This window comes from Pseudomonas sp. H3_D04 (genome assembly GCF_054669175.1).
In genome coordinates, this window is record NZ_CP162801.1 from 6360191 (window position 1) to 6378100 (window position 17910).

Genomic DNA, 17910 nt, shown 5'->3' on the forward strand with positions numbered 1-17910 from the left:
ATCAGCAGCAGTTCAGGGGTTGAGCGATTTATGTGTGCTCTAACTCACCTGCTTGGCCAGTTGAAAGTCCATGTATTCGTAAGCGATCCGGTGCGCCTGCTCGGTGTCGAAAGCATCTCCCGACAGCGCGCCGCGCAACCACAAACCGTCAATGAGGGCTGCCAGGCCACGGGCTGCACTGCGCGCGTCATCGAGCGGCAATACACGGCGGAACTGGCAGCACAGGTTGGAATACAGGCGGTGATCGTTGATCCGCTGCAACCTTTGCAAAGACGGGTGGTGCATGCTGGTGGCCCAGAAGGCCAGCCAGGTTTTCATTGCCGGGCCATTGACCTGGCTGGCGTCGAAGTTGCCTTCGATGATCACCTGGAGGTGCGCCCGCGGGCTGCTGTCCTCCAGCGCCTGACGGCGCGCGGTGACGTTCTCGCTCAGGACACTCATCAGATACTGCGCTGTGGCAGCAATCAGGCCGTTCTTGTCCTGAAAATAGTGACTGATGATGCCATTCGAGACACCGGCCAAACGGGCGATCAGCGCAATGCTGGCGTCCCCCATTCCGACCTGATCGACCGCCTGCAATGTGGCTTCGATCAATTGCTGGCGGCGGATGGGTTGCATACCGACCTTGGGCATCTTGCACATCTCCTTAGGCCTTCCGGCGGACGTAAAACGTCTATCGGATTGAGGGCCAGTCTATTTTGTTTTGATTGAACGTTCAATCAACAAAGAATAAGATCTGCGACAATTCGTCGCTGCTTACAGATTTTTCCTACGTGTAAATGACGATAAACCGACATCCAAAACGGCTCGAAACCCCTACGCACTGGCGTTCCGGGCTTCGGGCTTTTTTCGGGGTGTCTTTATATCACCCGTCGGTCGGCTGCCAACTAACCGATTGGTCGGGTACCGCGTTGCCTTGTGTTCTTCTCTCGCACTGCCTGGAGCATCTGTGCCATGAGTTCTGCCTCTCTAATAAAGACCCCGCCCGAGAAGGTGACGGTCAACGGTTGGGTGTTCTACACCTCTACCGCGCTGATTCTGTTGTTGACCGCCATTCTGATCATCGCCCCGCAAGAGGCCGGCAGATTGCTCGGCATCGCCCAGGCCTGGTTGTCCCGCAGCTTCGGCTGGTACTACATGGTGGTGATCGCCGCCTACCTGGTATTTGTCGTCGGCCTGGCGTTTTCGTCCTACGGCAAGCTCAAGCTGGGCAGCAAGGATGACACCCCGGACTTCAGCTACGGCGCGTGGGCGGGGATGCTGTTCTCGTCGGGTATCGGCATTTCGCTGCTGTACTTCGGTGCTTCCGAGCCGCTGGACCATTACTTCAACCCGCCGGAAGGCGTGGCTGCCAGCAACATGGCCGCCCGTCAGGCTGTGCAGCTGACATTCCTGCATTGGGGCCTGCATGGCTGGGCGATCTACGCCTTGGTCGGCCTGGCCGTGGCGTACTTTGCCTACCGTCATAACCAGCCGCTGGCGTTGCGTTCGGCGTTGTATCCGTTGGTGGGCGAGCGTTGGGTCAAAGGCGCGGCCGGCCATGCGGTGGATGGTTTCGGCATGTTCGTGACCCTGCTGGGGCTGGTGACGAACCTGGGGATTGGTTCGCTGCAAGTGTCGTCGGGCCTTGAAAACCTGTTCGGCATGGAACACAGCAACACCAACCTGCTGATCGTGATCATCGTGATGAGCACCGTGGCGACCATCGCGGCTGTGTCGGGTGTGGAAAACGGCATTCGCCGTCTGTCGAACCTGAACATCGTACTGTTCAGCGGTCTGCTGATTTTCGTGCTGCTGTTCGGCCCGACCTTGCACCTGTTGAACGGCTTCGTGCAGAACGTCGGCGACTACCTGAACGGCGTGGTCCTGAAGACTTTCGACCTCTACGTCTACGAAGGCGACAGTGAGAAGTCCGACCGCTGGCTGGGCTTGTGGACCCTGTTCTACTGGGCCTGGTGGATTTCCTGGGCCCCATTCGTCGGCATGTTCATCGCGCGTATTTCCCGTGGTCGCACGGTGCGTGAACTGGTGGCCGGCGTGCTGCTGATCCCGCTGGGGTTCACCCTGGCGTGGCTGTCGATCTTCGGTAACTCGGCCCTGGACCTGGTGATGAACCATGGGGCGGTGGAGCTCGGAAAGACGGCGCTCGAACAGCCGTCGATGGCGATCTACCAATTGCTTGAGCATTACCCGGCATCGAAGATTGTGATCGGCGTGTCGATCTTCGTCGGTTTCGTGCTGTTCCTGACCCCGGCGGATTCCGGCGCGGTGATGATGGCCAACCTTTCCTGCAAGGGCGGTAACGTCGATGAAGATGCTCCGCACTGGTTGCGGATCTTCTGGTCGGCGGTGATCACCCTGGTGACCATCGGCCTGCTGTTCGCCGGTAACTTCGAAGCCATGCAAACCATGGTGGTGTTGGCCGGTCTGCCGTTCTCGGTGGTGTTGGTGTTCTTCATGTTTGGCCTGCACAAGGCGATGCGCCAGGACGTGCAGATCGAACAGGAGCAAGCGGAGCTCGCAGCACGCGGTCGCCGTGGTTTCAGCGAGCGTTTGACGCAGCTGGACCTGCAACCGAATCAGTCGATCGTTCAGCGTTTCATGGACAAGCAAGTCAGCCCGGCGCTGGAAGATGCGGCCGTGCAATTGCGTGCCCAGGGTCTGGACGTGCAAACGTTGCTGGGCAAGTCCAAGCGTTGCATGGGTGTGCGCATCGAGATGGAAGAGGGCAACCCTTTTGTCTACGAAGTGAGCCTGGATGGCTATCTGGCGGCGGCGAGTGAAACGGTGTCGGCCGAAAGCGCTGACGAACCGCGTGCGCGCTATTACCGCGCCGAGGTTTACCTGCACAACGGCAGCCAGGATTACGACTTGATGGGCTTCACTCAGGATCAGATCACCCGTGACGTGCTCGATCAGTTCGAAAGCCATCGGCAGCTCCTTGGCCGTGTCTATAGCTGAAACTTGAGGTCATGCGGTGCAAGTTGCTGCACCGCAGATCCATTGTGGCGAGGGAGCTTGCTCCCGCTCGACTGCGTAGCAGTCGCATTTAACGATAACGCGGTCTTTCTGAATGACCGTGGTGTCTTGTTTTGGGGTTGCTGTGCAACCCAGCGGGAGCAAGCTCCCTCGCCACAGTTATCAGCATTCCAAGCCAATATCTGCACTAACAAAAACGCCGCGATCCTCTCGCGGCGTTTTTGTGTCTGTTGCCTTAACCCAGGTTCTTGCCGAGCAGTGCGTGATACAGCTCGCTGTCGCCCAGAATCCCGACCACTTTGTTGTTGTCGTGCAGCACCAGTTTGTTGCCGGTCTGATAACGAATCTGCAGCGCATCGCGCATGCCGATGTTCGAGTCCACCAGCGTTGGCCGACGACCCAGGCCTTCAACCGCTTGCCCTGGAATCCAGTTCTGCAGATCCAGGCTCGCGCCGTTCTGGCGGGCGCCTTTGATGGTGTTGCCTTCGGCCAGGTCCAGCCATGAATCGCCGCCCGGATCGAGGCATACCGAACCGTTGATGCGTTTGCAGTTGTCCAGGGTGCGCATCAGGCTGCGACCGCACAGCACGTTCAGCGGGTTGGTGTGCGCGACGAAGGTCCGCACGTAGTCGTCCGCCGGGTTGAGCACGATCTCTTCCGGCACGCTGTACTGGATGATTCGGCCGTCTTTCATGATTGCGATACGGCTGCCGAGTTTCAGGGCTTCATCGAGGTCGTGGCTCACGAACACAATGGTTTTGCTCAGCTTGCTTTGCAGTTCCAGCAATTCGTCCTGCAGACCTTGGCGGATCAGCGGGTCGAGCGCCGAGAACGGTTCGTCCATCAGCAGAATGTCCGCATCCATCGCCAGCGCACGGGCCAGGCCCACGCGTTGCTGCATACCGCCGGAGAGTTCGTCAGGCTTCTTGTTGCGCCACTGGGTCAGGCCCACCAGCTCAAGCTTGTCGTCCACCAGTTTGCGGCGTTCTTTCTCCGGGCGACCCTGCATTTCCAGACCGAAACTGATGTTCTCGCGCACCGTCAGCCACGGCATCAGCGCGAATTTCTGGAACACCATCGCGATGCGCTTGGTGCGCATCATTTTCAGTTCTGCCGGGGTACAGGAAGCGATATCGATCTGCTTGCCTTCGTGCTCGACGAACAACTTGCCACGGCTCACGGTGTTGAGGCCGTTGATGCAACGCAGCAGGCTGGATTTGCCGGAGCCCGACAGGCCCATCAGCACGCAGATTTCGCCTTTTTCCACGTCCAGGCTGGCTTTTTCAACGCCGACGATCTGCCCGGTTTTTTTCAGGATCTGGTCGCGGGTCATGCCTTGGTCGAGGAGCTTGAGCGCCTCGCGTGGATCTTTGGAGAAGATTACGTCGACGTCTTCGAAGCGAATAATGCTCATGCGTCACCCCCTGCTTTAGCGTCGGGTTGTTTGCAGATACGGTCGAGCATGATCGCCAGCAGTACGATCGCCAGGCCGGCTTCGAAGCCCAGGGCGATATCAGCAGTGTTCAGTGCGTTGACCACAGGTTTGCCCAAGCCGTCCGCGCCCACCAGAGCCGCAATCACCACCATCGACAATGACAGCATGATGCACTGGGTGATACCGGCCGCGATGCTTGGCATGGCGTAAGGCAGTTCGATGCGTGCGAGTAACTGGCGGCGCGAGCAGCCGAAGGCTTTGCCGGCGTCCATCAGTTCTGCGGGAACATCACGGATGCCCAGGTAGGTCAGGCGGATAGGCGCGGCAATCGCGAACACTACCGTGGAGATCAGACCCGGGACCACGCCCAGCCCGAAGAGGGTCAGGGTAGGAATGAGGTACACAAACGTCGGTACGGTCTGCATCAGATCGAGCACCGGCCGCATCAGTGTGTAGAACATCGGTTTGTGCGCGGCGACGATACCCAACGGTACGCCGATGACCACGCAGACCAGGGTCGCGAAGAGCACCTGGGCGAGGGTTTCCATGGTTTCCTGCCAGTACCCCAGGTTGAGGATCAGCAGAAAGGAGGCAATGACGAAAACGGTCAGCCCCCACTTTCGTTGAATGAAGTGAGCCAGTAGTGCGATGAGGCCGATCAATGCCAGCGGGTTGAACCAGGTCAGCGCGAAAGTCACGCCGTGGATCATCGTTTCCAGTGACACGGCGATGGCGTCGAAGGTGTTGGCGCCGTGTTGCGTCAACCATTCAACGAAGCCCGCGATGTACTGGCCTAGAGGTATTTTCTGATCAATCAGCATGGTAGTGAACGTCCGCATGCAAGGAAATAAACAGCCCGGGCGAGCGAACCCGCCCGGCGTAAGCGATGCTTCCTAAATCAAGGCTGCGCGAGCTTGGCTTTCACGGCTTCCAGGCCAGGTTTACCGTCAATGGTGGTTACGCCAGCGAGCCAGGTATCGAGCACCTGTGGATTCTTTTTCAGCCAGGCCTTGGCGGCCGCGTCAGGCTTCATTTTGTCGTCCAGGACGTTGCCCATCAGCGTGCTTTCCATGTCGAGGGTGAACACCAGGTTTTTCAGCAACTGACCGACGTTGCTGCATTCCTGCGCGTAGCCCTTGCGGGTGTTGGTGAAGATGGTCGCCTGACCGAAGTTCGGGCCGAAGAAGTCGTCGCCGCCGGTCAGGTACTTCATCTTGAAACGTGTGTTCATCGGGTGTGGTTCCCAGCCCAGGAACACCACGGCGGTGTTGCGGCGCTGGGCGCGATCGACTTGCGAGAGCATGCCTGCCTCGCTGGACTCGACCACCTTGAAGCCGGCGTCTTTCAGGCCGAAGGCGTTCTTGTCGATCATGCTCTGAATCAGGCGGTTGCCGTCGTTGCCCGGTTCGATGCCGTAGATCTTGCCGTCGAGTTCTTTCTTGAACTTGGCGATGTCGGCAAAATCTTTCAGACCCTTGTTATACAACTCTTCGGGCACGGCGAGGGTGTATTTTGCGTTCTCGAGGTTGGCGCGCAGGGTCTCCACGGTACCGGCATCACGGTAAGCCTTGATGTCGTTTTCCATGGTCGGCATCCAGTTGCCCAGGAACACGTCCATGTTCTTGCCGTCGGCCAGGGACTTGTAGGTCACCGGAACGGAAATCATCGTGGTTTTGGTCTTGTAGCCCAGGGCATCGAGAACGACGCTGGTGGTGGCGGTGGTGACGGTAATGTCAGTCCAGCCGACATCGGAGAAGTTTACGGTGCTGCACTGAGCGGGTTCTGCAGCTTGAGCCAGTAACGGCAGACTCAGCATGGCGGCCAACAACAACGACGGGGAACCTTTCATGGATGGACTCCTTGGTGTTTTTTTTGGCAGTGTTCCGACTGGACCACCGCACTTATAGGTTGCGGTTGGATGGCGTTTTGGAGACAGCTCTACCACGGCGCCTTGCAATCGAGTCGATACGATCATGTACCAGTGAAAATCTGACGCCTACAGGGTGCGTCGTAACCAGTACAGGGATGGTCGCATCCAGTGTCGGTGACGTCGTTTACAGCTTTTTTCAGCCCCCTTTGCCTCCCTGATCCGCAAAAAAACGGCGAAAACGAAGCGTAAAACGCCTGCGGCGTTAGTGAGCATGAGTGCGTCGGTGTGAGACGTCGAACGACACGGAAAAAGCCTGATGATGCGGCCAATCTCGGCGGATTGCAGCTTGAGCGTAGCAGCTCCGTCACTGGGCGCTTTTGCGTCTGGAGTTGGCACATCCAGGAGTTCGGCAGTAATGGCTATCAGTGTTTTCGACCTGTTCAAAATCGGCATCGGCCCTTCCAGTTCGCACACCGTGGGACCTATGCGGGCCGCCGCGCTGTTCGTGCAAGGTTTGCGTGAGCAGGGTCTTTTGGAACAAGTGCGGCGCGTTGAAGTTCAGCTTTATGGTTCGTTATCGGCCACCGGAATCGGTCACGGCAGCGACAACGCTGTGATCATGGGCCTGATGGGCGAGTGGCCGGACGCGATTGATCCGTCGCAAATCGGCATCCGTATCGAAACCTTGCGCGAGACCCACACCCTGTTGCTCGACGGTCGCTTGTCGGTGCCGTTTATCTGGGCCCGCGACATGCGCCTGATCGACGAAAACCTGCCGTTCCACCCTAACGCCATGACCCTGATCGTCGAAGGCGAACACGGTGAGTTACATCGCGACACCTACTATTCCATCGGCGGTGGTTTTGTCGTGGATGAAGCGCAGGCTTCCAGCGGCGTGGTCGATCTGGATCGCACCGTGTTGCCCTACGATTTCTCCAGCGCTGTCGAACTGCTCAGCCTGTGCCAGAAGCACAACCTGCGCGTCGCCGAATTGATGATGGCTAACGAGAAGGTCTGGCGCAGCGAGGAAGAGATTCGCAGCGGTCTGATGAAGCTCTGGCGCGCCATGCAGGATTGCGTCGATCAGGGCCTCAAGCACGAAGGCATCTTGCCCGGCGGCCTGAATGTGCGCCGTCGTGCGGCCAAGTTGCATCGCAGCCTGCAAGAGCTGGGCAAACCCAACGTCATCGGCTCGACCTTGAGCGCCATGGAATGGGTCAACCTGTTCGCCCTGGCGGTCAACGAAGAGAACGCTGCCGGTGGGCGCATGGTGACGGCACCGACTAACGGTGCGGCGGGAATCATTCCGGCGGTGTTGCACTACTTTATGAAGTTCAGCGAGGCGGTGACGGACGCCAACGTGGTCGACTATTTCCTCAGTGCTGCGGCGGTGGGAATTCTGTGCAAGAAGAACGCTTCGATATCCGGGGCCGAGGTCGGTTGTCAGGGCGAAGTCGGTTCAGCCTGCGCGATGGCTGCGGCCGGGTTGGCAGAGATCCTTGGCGCGACCCCGGAGCAGTTGTGCAACGCGGCGGAAATCGGCCTGGAACACAACCTCGGCCTGACCTGCGACCCGGTGGGCGGGCTGGTTCAAGTGCCGTGCATCGAGCGCAATGCGATTGCCGCGGTGAAAGCCATCAACGCGGCGCAGATGGCGCTGCGCGGGGATGGTCAGCACTTTATCTCGCTGGATCGGGTGATCCGCACCATGCGTGATACCGGCGCCGATATGCATGACAAATACAAAGAGACTTCGCGTGGAGGGTTGGCGGTGAGCGCGGTTGAGTGCTGATAACGCTTAACTCTCTGGTGAAATGAGTATCTGTGGCGAGGGAGCTTGCTCCCGCTCGGCTGCGCAGCAGCCGAATAGCCCGCGACCGCGTATATCTGAAAGTTCGCGTTTGCAGTTTTCAGGGCCGCTTCGCGCCCCAGCGGGAGCAAGCTCCCTCTCCACAGAAAAGTCATCTGCGAGAGAAGACCAGTCAAAACTGCGCGCTAAGTGAACACCGGAATTAAAACGCGCCACGTTTTGGCGCGTCGCTTACAGATAAGCGGCTTCACCCAGGACAGGGATCCAACCTGGCCATTACCGCCTGTCACCTGTGCTTGTGGTGACACTCTCCAATAAGTCGCCGTAGCCCTGTTCCCACAAGTGCTACCGATCTGCTCAAGCCCAACGGGGCAGAGCGCCTCCCGCCGATAATGGCACTTATAACCCCCACTCGCGGCAAGGCTTATTTAGACACACCGCGACGTCGTTTTCAGGAGTTATTGAATGACCATTCAACTTTAGGCATGGCAATTGCTCTGTCATTACAAAGCCCGTCTCCCACGCGAGAACGATGGCAATAACAAGAGCCTCCGCCTGAGGCCATCACCCGCTTTGTGTGAGGAGATACCGCGATGACGACGTTCAACTCCGGGGCTCAACCCCAGAACCGTGCGCCTCAATCCATCGGCTTTCTGCTGCTGGACAATTTCACGCTTATTTCTCTGGCCTCCGCAGTAGAACCTCTGCGCATGGCCAACCAATTGTCCGGCCGCGAGCTGTATCGCTGGACCACGCTCACCGTCGACGGTGGTCAGGTCTGGGCCAGTGACGGTCTGCAGATCACCCCCGACTGCTCCATGCACAAAGCGCCCCCACTGGACACCATCATTGTCTGCGGCGGCATCGGCATCCAGCGCACCGTTACCCGCGAGCACGTGTCGTGGCTGCAAAGCCAGGCGCGTCAGTCCCGCCGTCTCGGTGCGGTCTGCACCGGCAGCTGGGCCTTGGCGTGCGCCGGCCTGCTGGACGGTTTTGATTGCAGCGTGCACTGGGAATGCCTGGCCGCGATGCAGGAAGCGTTCCCCCGTGTAGCCATGAGCACACGCCTGTTCACCCTCGACCGTAACCGTTTCACCAGCTCCGGCGGCACCGCGCCGCTGGACATGATGCTGCACCTGATCAGCCGCGATCACGGTCGTGAACTGTCGGCCGCGATCTCGGAAATGTTCGTCTACGAACGCATCCGCAACGAGCAGGATCACCAGCGCGTGCCGCTCAAGCACATGCTCGGCACCAACCAGCCGAAGTTGCAGGAAATCGTCGCGCTGATGGAAGCCAACCTGGAAGAGCCGATCGACCTCGACGAACTGGCGGTGTATGTCGCTGTTTCCCGTCGTCAGCTGGAGCGCCTGTTCCAGAAATACCTGCACTGCTCGCCGTCGCGTTACTACCTCAAACTGCGCCTGATCCGTGCCCGGCAGCTGCTCAAGCAAACGCCGATGTCGATCATCGAAGTGGCGTCGGTCTGCGGCTTCGTGTCCACGCCGCACTTCTCCAAGTGCTACCGCGAATACTTCGGCATTCCGCCGCGTGACGAACGCGTAGGTTCCAATACCACGCAACAGGTGGCGATGATGCCGTTGCCGCAAGCACTGGTGCTGTCGCCGCTGTCCGGGCCGTTGTCGGCGCTGAGTCAGGCGCGTAATGAGTCGACGTTTGCCAGCGTAAGGCTCTAATGCTCTGATCGTTCCCACGCGGTGGTCTGCACCCCAAAAGTTGGACACAACCGATGGGGTGTTTCATGGGAAAGTACACGGTTCAAGCGAAGCTATCAGCGGTCCAGGATTACTGCGCTGGCAAAGCGGGGCTTAGAGATGTCGCACACCGTCACGAGGTGGATTTTTCGTCGTTGCGCCAGTGGGTCGCGGCCTACCAGGTGCACGGTCCGGCCGCTCTGGAAGTAAAAAAAGTGCAGCACTATAGTGCTGAATTCAGGATGTCCGTCTTGAAGCGGATGCGCGAAGAGCAGCTTTCCTACCGCCAAGTGGCCGCGTTATTTGATATCCGGAAATTCAACATCGTCGGCGATTGGCACCGCCGCTATGATGAGGGCGGTGAAAATGCCCTGCTCAGCCAGCCCAGACGAACTGGACCTACAAAGAAAATGCCCAAACCGCCCGAATCTGCCCAGCCTCTGTTACCTGATGAGTCCCGTTCCCGGGATGAGTTGATCGCAGAACTGAATCAACTTCGGCTGGAAAATGATTACCTAAAAAAGCTCGATGCCTTGGTTCAAAAGAAACGAGCAGCGCAACAGAAAAAGCGCAAATCGTAATTGAACTGAGGCAGCGGCACTCTCTCGACGGCTTGTTGAAAATCGCTGGATTGGCGCGCAGTACCTTCTACTATCAGCAGAAAGTGCTCCAGGCGGCTGATAAGTATGCGGAGCTGAAAGCCAAGATCTGTGAGGTCTTCAACGAAGAAGAAGGCAAGTTTGGCTATCGCCGCGTGACGCTGGCAGTGCGCAATGCCGGTTTCTTGATCAACTACAAGACCGTGCAACGCCTTATGGCTGAACTTGGCCTCAGATGCCGAGTACGGGTGAAGAAATATCGCGCCTACAAAGGTGAAGTGGGGCGAGCTGCCCCCAATCTTCTGAACCGCGACTTCCAAGCATCACAACCCAATCAGAAGTGGGTAACCGACGTCACGGAGTTTAAGGTGGGAGGACAGAAGCTGTATCTATCGCCAATTCTGGACCTCTATAACGCCGAGATCATTTCCTACGATATCGCCAGACGGCCGTTGTTCAGCATGGTCGGGGCAATGCTTAGCAAAGCTTTTGCGCGACTAAAACCAGACGAAAAACCCATCTTGCACTCAGACCAAGGCTGGCAGTACAGGATGCCTATTTATGAGCAACGCCTAAAAGAGCGCTCGGTCACAGCGAGCATGTCACGCAAAGGGAACTGTTACGACAACGCGGCCATGGAAAGCTTCTTTGGCACGCTCAAATCCGAATTTTTTTACCTGAACAAATTCAGTAATCTGGACGAGCTTCAGGCCGGATTAGTGGACTACATCCACTATTACAATCACAGGCGCATCAAGCTGAGGCTGAACGGAATGAGCCCTGTGGAATACAGGACTCAATCCGTTCAGGCCTAGATCCACAATCGTCCAACTTTTGGGGTGCACACCACGGAGCGTGGGAACGATCATGGTGAGGCGCTACTCAGGCGCTACGGCTTTGTTGATACTCCGCCAGCGCCGGCAGCAATTGCTTGTCGATCGCCTGGCGCACGGCCGGCAGGATGGTCGCACTGCTGGTGTACATCTGCTTGACCATAGTTCGCAGATCCGTTGCCCGTTCGTTGTTCAAACCCCGTACCGCGCACTCGCAGGCCTGCTCGGCGTTAGCGCCAGGGGGCACTGCAAATCCTAACGCCTTGAGCTGGCCCAACAGGTCTTCCTGGTCAATCAAATCGGCGTACATCATGACGCAATCCTTCTTCAGGGAACGGTGTCGTGATTCGATTCTCATCGGGGCAAGAGGTGGCGGCAAGGACGTTTTGTCGCAATGGCCGCGATACCTATGAACAGGTCGTTTTCGGCTAACTTGCGAAAGGGGAGAGTGGGCACACTGGATTCAGCTGGCAACACGAAGGTTTGGTCACCCTCGCGCGAAGGCTCCTCAACAGTACCCTCCTCAGCTCCGATCCTGTCACGGCTTGATCGGGGTTTTTTTTGCCTGTGAATCAGGGCGGGATGGGGTGTCCGGGCTGACGACATCGCGAGCAGGCTCACTCCCACGGGGATATGCGATCCCCTGTAGGAGCGAGGCTTGCCCGCGAAGAACGATGACGCGGTCTAGCGTTGCAACACAAGGATCCGCGACAACAATTCATCCCGATCAACATAGCACCCTTGAAAATGACGGGCGCCACTGGCGGGATCAAACGCATTGCGGGCATGAAGGGTGCGGCGGTTGTCGAAGCACCACAGCTCACCGGGATTGAGCCGCGTCATCACCCGGAATCGCGCTTCGCGGGTCATCGCAATAAACCGCCGATAAGCGCGGTACAGCTTGGGCATGTCCTCGATCGAGGCATCAAACGGTCCGCGTAGAAAGTTCGCCATGCGGATTTCCGACACCTGCCCAAAGGCATCCAGCGCGATGATCGGCGCGAGACGGCGGTAGTCGCTGTGGCGATCTTTGTTGCGGAACTCCACCGGGATTTCGCAGAGGCTTTTAAACGACTCGGGATCTTCCTCGCGCAACGCTTGGGCTATGGCAAAGCCGTCGACAAAAATACTCTCGCCACCGTCCGCGTCATTCACCAGGCAATGCAGAAATTGCAGCCCCGGTTGCAACTCTCGAGTCGGCAAATCGCTATGCAGCGGCAGGTTGAAGGCGGTGTAGGCGTTGCTATCGGCATCGGCCTTGGATTGCACGTTGAACAGCACGCCGAAATTGCTCTCGCGGATGAAGGAAATCCGCTGGGCGATCAGTTTAAGTGAGCCGGGTTCGGTGGGTACGCCGCGCACTTGAGTCAGGCCGATATCGCGCACCGCCAGCAGCCATTGCAGCAAGGCGTCGTTATCGTTCATCAGCGCCTGGTATTCGAACGCCGGCAGCTGCAAGTCGCTTTTCCACAGCCTGGATTTTGGTTTGCCGACACGGCGTTCGGTGCGGGACTCGTCGTCATAGGCGTGAGCCCGCAGCCAGCCCGGGTCGAAGCGGCTTAGGTGGCCGTCCTGCCATTCGACGCTGAGGCAACCTTCGGCGTCGACGTTTGCCGCTGTCGGCACCAGGTCCTCTGCGACGTCGACGATTTCCAGCACTTGCTCGCGGGTCACGGTGTAGACGCACTGCGGGCACGGGCAGTTATCTCGAAGCCATTGATGATGAAAGGGGCTGACCCGGCCGTCAGCCCACTGCACTTGAATTCGATCCGCCAGGGTTTGCACGGCGGACAACGCGCTGATCAACGGGTAGGTACGGAAGTCGGCAAAAGCGGCGGTGTTCAATGGCGATCTCCTTGTTATTTTTTAGGGGGTAATGCGATCACTCGGCCAATGTAGGCGGGGGTTGGCAGGTCGGTTTGCTCGGCGACGATGGCTTGCAGCTTGCTCAAGGTGTCTTCGCTGAACGGTGCGGAGCGAGGTCCGGCGAGGTCCACGTGCAGCAGCATTTGTTCGTTGCCCGCCAGTTCCTTGTCGTCGCCGACCAGATGCAGGCTGTGATAGAGGTGCAGGCGTTTGCTGTCGTGGCCGATGATTTGGGTACGCACTTCGACGTCAGCGTCGAGCTTCACTTCATGCAGGTAATTGAGGTGCAGTTCGAGGGTGAACAGCGAATTGCCGCTGGCTTCGCGGTTGTTGCTGTCCATGCCCAGGCGATCCATCAGGGCGTCGGTGGCGTAGCTGAAAATCAGCAGGTAGAAGGCATCGCGCAGGTGGCCGTTGTAGTCGACCCAGTCGGGGATGATTTTGGTTTGGTAGGTGGTGAGTGCGGGCATGTCGTCACATCCGAAATGGTTGAGGCCTGCAGGAGCGAGGCTTGCCCGCGAAGAGGCCGGTACATTCGACGGATCTCTTGCGGCAGGGAAATTGCCTTCGCGGGCAAGCCTCGCTCCTACAGAGGGTGGGGTGTTTAGTCAGCGAACGCCATCCCATGCTTCTCTTTGGTGGTCTTCACCGCTTCCAGCACCGCCAGCAAGCAATCATCACGATAGCGCTCCAGCGCGGAAATGCTGTGCGTGCCTAACTGATCGCTGGTGCCATCCACCACATCATCAATCAACTTGTCGGTCAGCTCCGGTGCCGGCAGATACGTCCACGGTAACTGCAACGCCGGTCCGAATTGCGCCATGAAGTGCCTCATACCCGCATCGCCACCCGCCAGGGTATACGTCAAGAACGTGCCCATGAATGACCAGCGCAGACCCGCGCCAAAGCGAATCGCATCATCGATTTCTCCGGTGGTCGCCACACCGTCGTTGACCAGGTGCAGCGCCTCCCGCCACAGCGCTTCGAGCAAACGGTCGGCGATGAACCCGGGCACTTCCTTGCGCACGTGCAGCGGACGCATGCCCAGGGATTCGTAGACTTTCATCGCCGCTTGAACGGCTTCCGGTGCGGTGTTTTTGCCGCCGACCACTTCCACCAGCGGCAGCAGGTAAACCGGGTTGAAGGGGTGTCCGACCACGCAGCGTTCCGGGTGCGTCGAACTCTCGTAGAACTCGCTCGGCAACAGACCGGAAGTACTGGAACCGATCAAGGCATTGGGCTTGGCCGCCGCGCTGATTTTACTGTGCAGTTCCAGTTTCAGATCGAGGCGCTCAGGGGCGCTTTCCTGAATGAAGTCGGCGTCGCGAACGCATTCCTCAATGGTTGCGACAAAGCGCAGCCGATCCTGTGAAGCACCCGGTGCCAAGCCTTGTTTCTCCAGCGCACCCCAGGCATTGGCGACGCGCTTGCGCAACGCGGCTTCGGCACCAGGCGCCGGGTCCCAGGCGACAACGTCGAGGCCGTGGGCGAGGGCGCGGGATACCCAACCGCTGCCGATGACACCGCTGCCCAGGGCTGCGAAGGTTTTGATTTCGGTGATAAAGCTCATGGCGTCGTCCTAAAAGAATTCGGTGATCTCTGTAGGAGAGAGGCTTGCCCGCGAAGAGGCCGGTACATCCGACGGATCTCTTCCGGCAGGAATGCCGCCTTCGCGGGCAAGCCTCGCTCCTACAGGTTATGTGCGTGGAGGATTAGCCGCGCTTGGTCAGGCCCATTTTTGCCCGTCCTTCCGCCGGAGTCAGGACGCGGGCACCGAGGCGGCTGAGGATTTCCGAGGCGCGTTCGACCAGCTGGCCGTTGGTCGCCAGCACACCCTTGTCCAGCCAGATGTTGTCTTCCAGACCAACCCGCACGTTGCCGCCGAGCAGCACCGCTTGCGCCGCCATCGGCATTTGCATGCGACCGATGCCGAAGCCGGCCCACACCGCGTTCGCGGGCAGGTTGTCGACCATGGCTTTCATAGTGGTGGTGTCGGCCGGCGCGCCCCACGGAATGCCCAGGCACAGCTGGAACAGCGGATCGTCGAGCAGGCCTTCCTTGATCAACTGCTTGGCGAACCACAGGTGACCGGTGTCGAAAATTTCCAGCTCGGCCTTCACGCCCAGCTCTTGAATGCGTTTGGCGCCTGCGCGCAGTTGCGCCGGGGTGGACACGTAAATGGTGTCACCGTCGCCGAAGTTCAGGGTGCCGCAGTCGAGGGTGCAGATTTCCGGCAACAGTGCTTCAACGTGGGCCAGACGGGTCAACGGGCCCACCAGGTCGGTGTTCGGACCGAACTCCATCGGGTTCTCGCCCGCGCCGATTTCCAGGTCGCCGCCCATGCCGGCGGTGAGGTTGACGATGATGTCGACGTCCGCCTCGCGGATGCGCTCCATCACTTCGCGGTACAAGGCCACGTCACGGCTGAATTTGCCGGTTTCGGGGTTGCGAACGTGGCAGTGAACGACCGTGGCACCGGCCTTGGCGGCTTCCACGGCGGCAGCGGCGATTTGTTTCGGGGTGACCGGCACGTGTGGGCTCTTGCTGGTCGTGTCGCCAGCACCGGTGAGTGCGCAGGTGATGATGACGTCGTGGTTCATGAGGCGGGTTCCTTGCAGGCGTGATGATTCCGTTCGCAGCCCCGCAGGGCTGCGATCCGGTGGTTCAATCGGGGTTTATTTGCTGGTCAGTTTCAAATTGTCAGCGGCCGGTTTGCCATCGAAGGTGGTGACGCCTTCGAGCCAGCGTTGCTTGTCTTGCGGGTGATCTTTCAGCCATTGTTTAGCCGATTCGAAAGCGTCCTTGTGATCCAACAGCGGCTGCATCATCCGGCTCTCGTCTTCGGCGGTGTAGGTCAGGTTGCTCAGCAATTTGCCGATGTTCGGGCACTGCTGCGCATAGTTCGGCGAAGTGACGGTCCAGACCGTGGCCATGCCTTCGTTCGGGCCGAGAGCGTCTTCGCTGCCGGTGAGGTAAGTCATCTGCACGTTGACGTTCATCGGGTGCGGCGCCCAGCCGAAGAACACCACGGCTTCTTTGCGGCGCACGGCGCGATCCACGGCCGCGAGCATGCCGGCTTCGCTGGACTCGACGAGCTGGAATTTGCCGAGGCCAAACTGGTTCTTGGCGATCATTGCCTTGATCTGGGTGTTAGCGCCCGAGCCAGGCTCGATGCCGTAGATCTTGCCGCCCAGTTCTTTTTCGAACTTGGCGATGTCGGCGAAGGTTTTCAGACCCTTGTCGGCGAGGTAAGTCGGAACGGCGAGGGTGGCGCGGGCGTCTTTCAGGCTAGGCGCTTCAAGCACCTTGACCTGATTGGCGTCGACGAACGGCGTGATGGTCTGGGTCATCAGCGGGTTCCAGTAACCCAGGAACAGGTCCAGGCGCTGGTCGCGGATCCCGGCGAAGATGATTTGCTGGGAGGCGCTGGTTTGTTTGGTGTTGTAGCCGAGGCCGTCGAGCAAGACCTGGGTCATGGCACTGGTGGCGATCACGTCGGTCCAGTTCACGACGCCCATGCGCACGTTCTGGCATGAAGCAGGTTCGGCCGCCATGACGCTGGCGCTCAAGAAGGCGGTACCGCTGAGTGCAAGAACACAGCTGCTGATCAGTCGTTTCATGTCGGGGTTCCTCGGCAGACGTTATTGTGGGTTCCGGCATCTTTGTGCGCCGGTGATGCCAAGTTACGCAGCTAAGGCCCCGTGAAAGCGCACTGCGGCGACCAGCTCTTGCACTGCAGCGACCTGCGCTCTTGAAAGCCTGTTGCAAGTGGCGTATCAACGTCCACACGCTACCCGCCCTCTCGTTACCTGCCAGTCGAGTGCGCTCCATGTCCCAGGACTTCTACTTCATGTTGATGCCGGGTTTCTCGGCCATCGGTTTTATCTCGGCCATCGAGCCGCTGCGGGTCGCCAATCGCTTTCGCGGCGAGTTGTATCGCTGGCACGTGCTGAGCGCTGACGGCGGGGCGGTATTGGCCAGCAATGGCATGTCGGTCAACGCCGATGCGGCGCTGGAACCGCTGAAGAAAGGTGCAACCCTGTTGGTGGTCGCCGGTTTCGAACCGCTGAAATTCGCCACGCCCGCGCTGGAGCACTGGCTGCGCCGTCTGGACAACGAGGGCGTGACCCTCGGCGCCATCGATACCGGCAGCTTCGTCCTCGCCGAAGCCGGCCTGCTCGACGGCCATCGCCTGACCCTGCACTGGGAAGCCATCGACGCGTTCAAGGAGTCTTATCCACAGCTCAGCGTCACCCAGGAGCTGTTCGAGATCGATCGCCGCCGTATCACCTCTGCCGGCGGTACAGCCTCCATCGACCTGATGCTCGACCTGATCGCCCAGGCCCACGGCCCGGAACTGGCGATCCAGGTCAGCGAACAATTCGTGCTCGGGCGCATCCGCCCGCGCAAAGACCACCAGCGCATGGAAGTCGCCACGCGCTATGGCATCAGCAACAAGAAGCTGGTGCATGTGATTGGGGAGATGGAGCAGCACAGCGAACCACCGCTGAGTACGCTTGAGTTAGCCGAATCGATCAAGGTGACGCGGCGCCAGTTGGAGCGCCTGTTTCGGTTGCACCTGAACGACACGCCGAGCAATTTCTACCTGCGCTTGCGGCTGGAGAAGGCCCGGCAGTTGCTGCGACAGACGGACATGAGTGTGCTGGAGGTGAGCATTGCGTGCGGTTTTGAATCGCCGTCGTATTTCACCCGCAGCTATCGGGCGAAGTTTGCGCGGTGCCCGCGCGAGGATCGCCGACGGCTTGGGGATGGGCGAGAGCTGGTCTGAGCACAGATTCCAAC

Annotated in this window: 15 protein-coding genes; 5 read left to right on the forward strand and 10 right to left on the reverse strand. The window is 59.2% G+C overall.

The window, feature by feature from the left end; all coding sequences use genetic code 11:
• Positions 1–39 precede the first annotated feature (39 nt).
• Positions 40–633, reverse strand: a complete 594-nt coding sequence (gene betI / locus AB4N91_RS29215) for a transcriptional regulator BetI (RefSeq protein ID WP_460111991.1) — start codon at positions 631–633, stop codon at positions 40–42.
• 378 nt (positions 634–1011) lie between these two features.
• Here betI and AB4N91_RS29220 point away from each other — a divergent pair, with 378 nt between their 5' ends.
• A complete protein-coding gene (locus tag AB4N91_RS29220) occupies positions 1012–2961 on the forward strand; it encodes a BCCT family transporter (protein ID WP_224795543.1) in 1950 nt (649 codons plus the stop codon).
• A gap of 253 nt (positions 2962–3214) precedes the next feature.
• Here the strand turns inward: AB4N91_RS29220 and choV are convergent, their stop codons facing one another.
• From choV to AB4N91_RS29235, 3 genes are all read right to left on the reverse strand, one after another.
• The gene (gene choV / locus AB4N91_RS29225) at positions 3215–4393 is read right to left on the reverse strand and encodes a choline ABC transporter ATP-binding protein (protein WP_010466986.1); all 1179 of its coding nucleotides are present in this window, start codon (positions 4391–4393) and stop codon (positions 3215–3217) included.
• Positions 4390–5235: a choline ABC transporter permease subunit gene (choW, locus tag AB4N91_RS29230; RefSeq protein ID WP_010466987.1), complete on the reverse strand. Its 846-nt coding sequence runs from the start codon at positions 5233–5235 to the stop codon at positions 4390–4392. Before choW ends, choV begins: the two co-directional genes overlap by 4 nt.
• 77 nt (positions 5236–5312) lie before the next feature.
• A complete protein-coding gene (locus AB4N91_RS29235; protein WP_010466989.1) occupies positions 5313–6263 on the reverse strand; it encodes a choline ABC transporter substrate-binding protein in 951 nt (316 codons plus the stop codon).
• 436 nt (positions 6264–6699) lie between these two features.
• Here AB4N91_RS29235 and AB4N91_RS29240 point away from each other — a divergent pair, with 436 nt between their 5' ends.
• From AB4N91_RS29240 to AB4N91_RS29250, 3 genes are all read left to right on the forward strand, one after another.
• Entirely contained in the window at positions 6700–8076 is a 1377-nt protein-coding gene (locus AB4N91_RS29240; RefSeq protein WP_010466990.1) for an L-serine ammonia-lyase, read from the forward strand.
• 611 nt (positions 8077–8687) lie between these two features.
• Positions 8688–9791: a choline metabolism transcriptional regulator GbdR gene (gene gbdR, locus AB4N91_RS29245; protein ID WP_010466992.1), complete on the forward strand. Its 1104-nt coding sequence runs from the start codon at positions 8688–8690 to the stop codon at positions 9789–9791.
• A 65-nt stretch (positions 9792–9856) separates the two neighbouring features.
• A protein-coding gene (locus AB4N91_RS29250) for an IS3 family transposase (protein ID WP_460111992.1) occupies positions 9857–11223 on the forward strand; the annotation gives its coding sequence in 2 pieces (ribosomal slippage) (positions 9857–10325 and positions 10325–11223; 1368 coding nt in all).
• Between the two features lie 67 nt (positions 11224–11290).
• On the opposite strand, the gene AB4N91_RS29255 is transcribed toward AB4N91_RS29250, so the two are convergent.
• From AB4N91_RS29255 to AB4N91_RS29280, 6 genes are all read right to left on the reverse strand, one after another.
• Entirely contained in the window at positions 11291–11554 is a 264-nt protein-coding gene (locus AB4N91_RS29255) for a hypothetical protein (protein WP_010466994.1), read from the reverse strand.
• 371 nt (positions 11555–11925) lie between these two features.
• Positions 11926–13086, reverse strand: coding sequence for a gamma-butyrobetaine dioxygenase (locus tag AB4N91_RS29260; protein WP_010466996.1), 1161 nt, complete (start codon positions 13084–13086; stop codon positions 11926–11928).
• A 14-nt stretch (positions 13087–13100) separates the two neighbouring features.
• On the reverse strand, positions 13101–13577 hold the full coding sequence (locus AB4N91_RS29265; RefSeq protein ID WP_010466998.1) for a thioesterase family protein: 477 nt from the start codon (positions 13575–13577) through the stop codon (positions 13101–13103).
• 134 nt (positions 13578–13711) lie between these two features.
• The gene (locus AB4N91_RS29270; protein ID WP_077747265.1) at positions 13712–14677 is read right to left on the reverse strand and encodes an L-carnitine dehydrogenase; all 966 of its coding nucleotides are present in this window, start codon (positions 14675–14677) and stop codon (positions 13712–13714) included.
• Between the two features lie 142 nt (positions 14678–14819).
• Positions 14820–15707 (reverse strand): beta-keto acid cleavage family enzyme, encoded by an 888-nt coding sequence (locus tag AB4N91_RS29275; RefSeq protein WP_008151915.1) that lies wholly within the window; start codon positions 15705–15707, stop codon positions 14820–14822.
• 75 nt (positions 15708–15782) lie between these two features.
• Complete coding sequence (locus AB4N91_RS29280; RefSeq protein ID WP_010467000.1) at positions 15783–16727, reverse strand: choline ABC transporter substrate-binding protein; 945 nt, start codon at positions 16725–16727, stop codon at positions 15783–15785.
• Between the two features lie 209 nt (positions 16728–16936).
• Between AB4N91_RS29280 and AB4N91_RS29285 the strand changes: the two genes are divergently transcribed.
• A complete protein-coding gene (locus AB4N91_RS29285) occupies positions 16937–17896 on the forward strand; it encodes a GlxA family transcriptional regulator (protein ID WP_010467001.1) in 960 nt (319 codons plus the stop codon).
• Positions 17897–17910: the final 14 nt, after the last annotated feature.